7 protein-coding genes are annotated in these 7,497 nt (G+C 73.8%); 4 read left to right on the top strand and 3 right to left on the bottom strand.

Annotated features, from left to right (window positions below; translation table 11 throughout):
- The first annotated feature begins 292 nt into the window (after positions 1-292).
- The 3 genes from ABT041_RS37965 (at position 293) to ABT041_RS37955 (ending at position 2,992) form a co-directional block, all read left to right on the top strand.
- Positions 293-1,618, top strand: coding sequence for a M20/M25/M40 family metallo-hydrolase (locus tag ABT041_RS37965; RefSeq protein ID WP_351193452.1), 1,326 nt, complete (start codon positions 293-295; stop codon positions 1,616-1,618).
- A 148-nt stretch (positions 1,619-1,766) separates the two neighbouring features.
- A complete protein-coding gene (gene chpH, locus ABT041_RS37960) occupies positions 1,767-2,000 on the top strand; it encodes a chaplin ChpH (RefSeq protein WP_015032475.1) in 234 nt (77 codons plus the stop codon).
- Positions 2,001-2,140: 140 nt separating this feature from the next.
- Positions 2,141-2,992 (top strand): chaplin, encoded by an 852-nt coding sequence (locus ABT041_RS37955; protein ID WP_351193448.1) that lies wholly within the window; start codon positions 2,141-2,143, stop codon positions 2,990-2,992.
- 79 nt (positions 2,993-3,071) lie between these two features.
- Here ABT041_RS37955 and ABT041_RS37950 read toward each other — a convergent pair whose 3' ends face one another.
- On the bottom strand, positions 3,072-3,260 hold the full coding sequence (locus tag ABT041_RS37950; RefSeq protein WP_015032473.1) for a DUF5703 family protein: 189 nt from the start codon (positions 3,258-3,260) through the stop codon (positions 3,072-3,074).
- 47 nt (positions 3,261-3,307) lie between these two features.
- On the opposite strand from ABT041_RS37950, the gene ABT041_RS37945 reads away from it, so the two are divergent.
- A complete protein-coding gene (locus tag ABT041_RS37945) occupies positions 3,308-3,967 on the top strand; it encodes a hypothetical protein (protein WP_351193445.1) in 660 nt (219 codons plus the stop codon).
- Between the two features lie 69 nt (positions 3,968-4,036).
- Here ABT041_RS37945 and ABT041_RS37940 read toward each other — a convergent pair whose 3' ends face one another.
- Together ABT041_RS37940 and ABT041_RS37935 are read right to left on the bottom strand one after the other, a co-directional pair.
- On the bottom strand, positions 4,037-6,469 hold the full coding sequence (locus tag ABT041_RS37940; protein WP_502976707.1) for a helix-hairpin-helix domain-containing protein: 2,433 nt from the start codon (positions 6,467-6,469) through the stop codon (positions 4,037-4,039).
- Positions 6,466-7,443, bottom strand: coding sequence for an aldo/keto reductase (locus ABT041_RS37935; RefSeq protein WP_351193443.1), 978 nt, complete (start codon positions 7,441-7,443; stop codon positions 6,466-6,468). Before ABT041_RS37935 ends, ABT041_RS37940 begins: the two co-directional genes overlap by 4 nt.
- Between the last annotated feature and the right edge of the window lie 54 nt (positions 7,444-7,497).

The raw sequence follows: 7,497 nt of genomic DNA, 5'->3' as shown, positions 1-7,497 counted from the left end.
TCCGAGGGGGGACTTGAACCCCCACGCCCGATAAAGGGCACTAGCACCTCAAGCTAGCGCGTCTGCCATTCCGCCACCCGGACAAGGTGTCTGTCTTTCGGGCCGCTGGGCCCTTCCGACGAAGAGAACAATAGCAAAGATCTGAGGGGGTCGATCACCACCCCCGCTCGGCCCCCGGCATGTGACAGCGGCGTGTCGCGCGTCGCGGTGGCCTTGGGGGGTGAGGGGGCGACGCGGGAGTATGGGAGCGATCACAAGGAATCACGTGGGGCACGTAGTGGGAGGAAGCAGCGTGAGCGAGTCGAACACGACCCGGAGCGTCAGCGGCGAGGACGAGGTCGTGGACCTCTGTCGTGACCTCATCCGCATCGACACCAGCAACTACGGCGACCACTCCGGCCCGGGCGAGCGGGGGGCGGCCGAGTACGTCGCCGAGAAGCTCGCGGAGGTCGGACTCGAGCCGAAGATCATCGAGTCGCACAAGGGGCGGGCCTCCACCGTCGCCCGGATCGAGGGCGAGGACCCGTCCCGTCCGGCCCTGCTCATCCACGGCCACACCGACGTCGTCCCGGCCAACGCCGAGGACTGGACGCACCACCCCTTCTCCGGCGAGATCGCCGACGGCTGCGTCTGGGGCCGCGGCGCCGTCGACATGAAGGACATGGACGCGATGACCCTCGCGGTCGTCCGTGACCGGCTGCGCAGCGGCCGCAAGCCCCCGCGCGACATCGTCCTCGCCTTCCTCGCCGACGAGGAGGCCGGCGGCACCTACGGCGCCCGCCACCTGGTCGACAAGCACCGCGACCTCTTCGACGGCGTCACGGAGGCGATCGGCGAGGTCGGCGGCTTCTCCTTCACCGTCAACGAGAACCTGCGGCTCTACCTGGTCGAGACGGCCCAGAAGGGCATGCACTGGATGCGCCTCACCGTCGAGGGCACGGCCGGCCACGGCTCGATGACCAACAACGACAACGCCATCACCGAGCTCTGCGAGGCCGTCGGCCGGCTCGGCCGCCACCAGTGGCCGGTCAGGGTCACCAAGACCGTACGGTCCTTCCTCGACGAGCTCTCGGACGCGCTCGGCACCCCGCTCGACCCCGAGGACATGGACGGCACCCTCGCCAAGCTCGGCGGCATCGCCAAGATGGTCGGCGCCACCCTCCGCAACTCGGCCGCCCCCACCATGCTCGGCGCGGGCTACAAGGTGAACGTGATCCCCGGCCAGGCCACCGCGCACGTCGACGGCCGCTTCCTGCCCGGGTACGAGCAGGAGTTCCTGGCGGACCTCGACCGGATCCTCGGCCCCCGCGTGAAGCGCGAGGACGTGCACGGCGACAAGGCCCTGGAGACCAGCTTCGACGGCGCCCTGGTCGACGCCATGCAGCTGGCGCTGCGCGCCGAGGACCCGATCGCCCGCGCCGTGCCGTACATGCTCTCCGGCGGCACCGACGCCAAGTCCTTCGACGACCTCGGCATCCGCTGCTTCGGCTTCGCCCCGCTCCAGCTGCCGCCCGAGCTCGACTTCGCGGGCATGTTCCACGGCGTGGACGAGCGGGTCCCGGTCGACGGCCTCAAGTTCGGCGTCCGCGTCCTGGACCGCTTCCTCGACGCCTGCTGAGGGACCGGGACCCCCGGCGAATTCGTCCGTCCGTTTGCATGTGACCGGAAAGAGTGAATGAACTGGGGGGCTCGTAGCTCTCACCTTTCCCCCTCGTTACAGGTGGTGCGGTCCGCGGCTGGGACCGCATTGCCAACTAGGAGGAATAATGATCAAGAAGGTCGTCGCTGCTGCGGCTGCCACCGGCGGTCTCGTTCTCGCGGGTGCGGGCATGGCCGTTGCCGACGCGGGTGCCCAGGGTGCGGCCATCGGTTCCCCCGGTGTCCTCTCGGGCAACGTCGTCCAGGTGCCGGTTCACGTCCCCGTGAACGTCTGCGGCAACACCGTGTCCGTCATCGGGCTGCTGAACCCCGCCTTCGGCAACACCTGCGTCAACGCCTGACGTTGTGCCTCGCCCCGTGAGGGTGTGAGCCGGTCCGGCCCCGGAGTGCGTGCCATGCACTCCGGGGCCGGTGGCCATTTCCGCCCCGGGCCCACCGCCCGGTGGCACTCCTTACTAAGCCGAGCAGGCAGGAACAAGCTATGCGACAGGTCACGCGCAAGGGCCTTATCACCGTGGCGGCCGCCGGAGGCGTTTTCGCCGCCGTCGGCGGCGGATATGCGCACGCCGATTCCGGCGCGAACGGTACGGCCACGAATTCCCCGGGCATCGCGTCCGGCAATTCCGTCCAGGTCCCGGTGCACGTACCGGTGAACGCCTGCGGGAACACCGTCAATGTCGTCGGAGTGCTCAACCCCGCCTTCGGCAACACGTGCGCCAACACCTCCCCGTCCGGCGGCGGCTCCTCCGCCGGCGGGCACACGAGCAACTCCCCGGGTGTGGGCTCCGGCAACAACGTCCAGGTCCCGATCGACGTCCCCGTGAACGTCTGCGGCAACAACGTCACCGGCGTCGGCCTCGGCAACGCCGTCACGGGCAACGACTGCGCCAACGGCGGCGGGGACACGGGGTACGGGGAGGAGACCCCGGGTACGCCCGGGACCCCGGGCACCCCCGGCACTCCGGGTACGCCTGGCACGCCTGGGACCCCGGGCACCCCCGGCACTCCGGGTACGCCTGGCACGCCTGGGACCCCGGGTACCCCCGGTACTCCGGGGACGCCTGGCACCCCCGGCACCCCCGGTACGCCTGAGACCCCTGGCACTCCGGGTACGCCCGGTACTCCTGGGACCCCCGGGACCCCGGGTACGCCCGGCACCTCCGGCGGTGAGGGCGGGCCGAACACTCCCGGTACGCAGATCGTCACTCCGCCCCGTGCCGTCGAGGAGCTCGCCGAGACCGGCTCCGGTCCGCTCGGTGTGATCGTCCCCGCCGGTGCCGGACTGCTGCTCGCCGGCTCGCTGATCTACCGCCGCGCCCGCAGCGCCGCCTGAGCCGTCGCGCTCACGCACCACGCGCAGGGGCCCCGCACACCGCGGGGCCCCTTCTCGTGTCTCGTCGGCCTGTCTCCCCCTACCAGGTCGCCCGGACCTGGCGGATGATCCGCCGCTTCAGCCGCACTCTGCGGCTCCCGTCCCGGTGGAGGCTCAGACGGTCCAACTCCCAGTGTCCGTACTCGGCATGGTCGGTCAGGAGCCGCGTCGCCTCCTTGCGGGAGACACCGCGCGGCACGTACACGTCGACAAATTCGTATTCCGGCATCGCATCTATTGTGCGGGCACGGGCCCGGTACGGATAGCGTCTGTTCCATGTCTGATGCTGCGCAGCCCACCGCTGCCGAGGTACGTGCCGCCGCGGAGGCGGTCAAGACCGCACTGGACCGTCACCTCGCGGCGGTCGAACGCCGCACGGGAGACGACGACACGGCCGTCTACGAAGCCTTCAACGCCCTCGCCGCGGCCGCCGAGGCGTACGACGAGCTCCTCTACGACCGCTACGACGAGGTCACCCCCTTCGAGATCCCCGGACCCGACGGCAACCTGCCGCCGTACGCCGGACCTGACGAACCTCACGCCCTCAGCCTCCTGATCCGCCGCGACTACGCCGTGGCGGAACCGCAACGCCTGCTCGCCCAGGCCCGCCGTGTCGCCGAGCTCGGCGACACGGCGGACACCGCGGCGGCCGCCAAGGCCGGCGTCTCGCCGCTCGCCGCGCTCGGCGTGCTCTTCGGCGAGTACGAACCGGACGAGATCGCCTCGCGGCACAAGGAGTTCGGTCTGGAGGAGGGGGACTCCACGCTCTGGGTCACGGCCGCCGAGGAGCTCCCGGAACCGGGGGAGTGGCTGGCCGCCCCCTTCGACCATGCCGACCCCGAGCGGATCGTCTGCCGCTTCGACGTCAGCTCCGTCTTCGACGAGGAGGACGAGGACGAGCCTCTGGACGTGGCGGTCCGGGGCGTGGAGGCCTGACGCCTTCCGGTACGCGCGAGGGCCGGGACACCACGTGCGGTGTCCCGGCCCTCGGTCGTTCCCGTGCCGCTACTTCTCCTCGTCGGCGGCCAGCAGCCCCTCCAGGAGCGGCCGCAGTCGCGTCGTACGCTCCGGGGCCACCCCCTCGGCCACCGCGCGGGCCAGCGCCTGGTCCACGCCGTGCACGACCGACAGATGGCGCTCCGCCCGGCCGAAGGCCGTGTACACCCACGGCCGGCTCAGGCCGCCCGCCGCGTCCCCTGGCAGCACCACGACCACCGCGGGCCAGCGTGCCCCGGCCGCCTGGTGTGCGGTGAGCGCCCAGCCGTGCCGCAGCGCCGACTCCACCCGCTCCTTCGGCACGAGGAGCTCGTCGTCCCCGCAGCGCAGCCGCAGCCCCTCGGCGTCGGCCGAGAGGACCGTGCCGGTCACCGTGCGCCCCGGCACGGGCGCGTACGCCACCCGGTCCCCGGGGTCGTAGCCCCCGAACCGGCCGGGACCGGGGTTGAGCCGCTGCTTGAGGGCGGCGTTCAGCGCGCGCGTGCCGGCCGAGCCGCCGTGGCCGACCGTGACGACCTGGGTCTGCCCGGACGGCACCCCGATCGCCCGGGGCACCGAGTCCGCCACCAGCTGGACCGTACGGTGCACGGCCTCGCCCGCGTCCCGCACCGGGACGATCACGACCTCCTTGCCGGGGGCCTCGACCTGGTTCAGCTCGCCGACCCCGATGCCCGACACCAGCTTGCCGAGCGGCCCCGGGTCGGGGACGCGCGACGCGATCCTCGGGCACACCCGGGCCGCGAGCACGTCAGCGAAGACCCGGCCCGCTCCCGGCGCGCCGAGCACCTCGGGGTCGCCGCTCAGTACCAGACGGCAGCCGTCCGGCAGCGACTCCACCAGCATCGCGCCGGTCTCGACGTCCAGCTGCGGCGCGTCGAGCACCACGAGGAGGTCAAGGGCGAAGGCGCCGTCCTCGTCCCGGCCGGGACCCGCGGCCCCCGACAGCAGGGCGGCGACCGTCACCGCGTCCGGTCCTGCGGCGCGGCGCCCGGCCTCCGCGTGGACGGCCACCAGGGTGCGCAGCCCGCGCTCACGGGCCGCGGCGGCGAGCGCCACCGGCTCGGCGCGGGAGGCCTCTCCGCCGGTGTGCAGGACGAGGCCGTGCGCCCCGGCGGCGCGCGCGAGCTCGCCGCCCTCCCAGGCGTCGGGCGTCGCCGTCCTGACCAGGCGGGCGAGACCGTCCGCGAGGCTCTCCTCCGCGAGCGCGTACCGGTCGAGCCCGAGGAGCACGGGAGTGGCGGGCGCGGGCGTCTCCTCGACGTCCTCGTCGCCCTCGGGCTCCTCGGCCGTCTCCTCCTCCTGGAAGACGAGGACCGCGCCCTCGGAGACCGCCGTCTCGACCGCCTGCTCGGGGTCGGGCACCGCGTGTCCGGCGAGTCCCGCGCGCACGGCCTCGATCTCCAGGGCCGTGTGCCCCTGGACGGCGGCCCGCTCCAGGAGCCACACGGTCAGGGCGACCGCACGGCGCGGGTCGCCCGGGCCGCACGCGGGCCCGAGCAGCGCCCGCGCGAAACCGTCGGCCTGCTCCGGGCGGACCCCGGACACCGCGAGCAGCTGCCACGGGTCCTCGCGCAGCGCGGCGGCCGCGTTCTCGCCGAGTGCGGCGGCGACCTGACCGGCCAGCGCCTCGGGGGCGCCGCCCTGGGCGAGGACTTCGCGGACGGCGGCCGTGGTGCCGGGTGCCGGAGCGGCGGGCCGCTCCGGTGCGGGGGGGCGCACGGTCATCGGCGGGGCCGCCTCGGCGGCGGGGCGGCGGGGCGCGGGCTCGGGCTCCGCCTCGTAGAACGCGCTGCCCGACGCGGAGCCGCCCTCCACGGCCCGGACGGCCGCGAGGAGGTCGGCCGCGGTGCCGCTCAGCTTGGCGCCGCTCGCCACCGGGCCGCCCTTCTCGGCCTTCCGCGCCTCGATCTTCGCCCGCAGCTCCCGCTGCGCGGCGAGCTCGGCCTGAGCCTCACTCACCTCGGCGGCGCCGCCACCAGCGGCGGCCTCGCTACTCCCGCCGGCCTCGGACTCCCCGGCGGCACCGGGCCCGGCGTCCGCGCTGGGCTCCGCGTCCACGTCGGGCTCGGCGTCGACGCCGGGCTCGCCGGCCGCACCAGCCTCGGCGTCCACGTCGGGCTCCGCGACGACGCCGGGCTCCCCGGCCGCACCAGCCAGGGCGTCCACCCCCGCCTCGGCGTCCAGGCCAGGCTCCGCGTCCACGTCGGGCTTTCCGGCTCCCTCGGGCTCTGCTGCCCCCTCGGCCTCCGCGTCGCCCTCGGGCCGTTCGTCGTCCTCCGGCACTTCGGCGGTGTCCGGCACGTCGGTCGTCCTCGCCGCTTCGGCGGTACCCGGCTTCTCGGCCGCGCCCGGCTCTGCGTCCGTTCCCGGCTCTTCGGCCGTCCCCGGCCGGTCGGCGGGCTCCACGGCCTCGGGCGCGGTCTCCCCGGAAGGCTCGGTCACAAGGTGCTCCAGTCGTGATCCGGATAGCGGTGCACGGGCGCCGACACATCGTCCAGCGCCCGACAGATCTCGTCAGGAAGACTAAGCGCCTCCACTGACAACGTGGCCGTGAGCTGCCGCGCCGTGCGCGCGCCGACGATCGGCGCCGTCACTCCGGGGCGGTCCCGGACCCATGCGAGCGCCACGTGGAGCGGGGTCGTCGCGAGCCCGTCCGCCGCCGTCGCCACCGCGTCCACGATCCGGCTCGCCGCCTCGTCCAGGTACGGTTCCACGAACGGCGCCATCGTCTCGGAGGCGCCCCGGGAGTCCGTCGGCGTGCCGCTGCGGTACTTCCCCGTCAGGACCCCGCGCCCCAGCGGGGACGAGGGCAGCAGGCCTATGCCGAGGTCCATGGCGGCCGGCAGCACCTCCCGCTCGATGCCCCGCTGGAGCAGCGAGTACTCCAGCTGGGCCCCCGCGAGCCGGGTCCGGTCGCCGCCGAGCTGCCAGGTGCCCGCCTTGGCGAGCTGCCAGCCGCAGAAGTTGGCCACGCCCGCGTACCGCGCCCGCCCGCTCCGTACGGCGATGTCCAGGGCCTGGAGCGACTCCTCCAGGGGCGTGTACGGGTCGAAGGCGTGCAGCTGCCACAGGTCCACGTGGTCGGTGCCGAGCCGGGCGAGGGACGCGTCGAGCGCGGCCAGCAGATGCCCGCGCGAGCCGTCCGTGCGCCGGTCGGGGTCCGGGACGCTGCCCGCCTTGGTCGACAGGACGAGGTCCTGCCGGGGCACCAGACGCTCCATCAGGCGGCCGAGCAGGTACTCCGCCTCGCCCCCGCCGTACACGTCCGCGGTGTCCACGAGCGTGCCGCCCGCGTCCCAGAACGCCTTCAACTGCTCGGCGGCGTCGTGCTCGTCGGTGTCCCGCCCCCAGGTGAGCGTGCCGAGTCCGATGCGCGACACACGCAGGCCGGTACGTCCGAGATGCCTCTGCTCCATGGGCGCGAGAGTACTGGCCAGGGCACCACGCGGAGAGAGCCTGTGGACAACCGC

It is taken from the genome of Streptomyces sp. NPDC002825 (genome assembly GCF_040295385.1).
Classification (GTDB): domain Bacteria; phylum Actinomycetota; class Actinomycetes; order Streptomycetales; family Streptomycetaceae; genus Streptomyces.
Note: the sequence above shows the minus strand (reverse complement) of the source record. Positions and strands in the feature narration are given on the sequence as shown.

Coding starts and splice junctions, on each gene's coding strand:
- ABT041_RS37955 (WP_351193448.1), top strand. CDS start 2,141: ATGCGACAGGTCACGCGCAAGGGCCTTATCACCGTGGCGGCCGCCGGA.
- ABT041_RS37935 (WP_351193443.1), bottom strand. CDS start 7,443: ATGGAGCAGAGGCATCTCGGACGTACCGGCCTGCGTGTGTCGCGCATC.
- chpH (WP_015032475.1), top strand. CDS start 1,767: ATGATCAAGAAGGTCGTCGCTGCTGCGGCTGCCACCGGCGGTCTCGTT.
- ABT041_RS37950 (WP_015032473.1), bottom strand. CDS start 3,260: ATGCCGGAATACGAATTTGTCGACGTGTACGTGCCGCGCGGTGTCTCC.
- ABT041_RS37945 (WP_351193445.1), top strand. CDS start 3,308: ATGTCTGATGCTGCGCAGCCCACCGCTGCCGAGGTACGTGCCGCCGCG.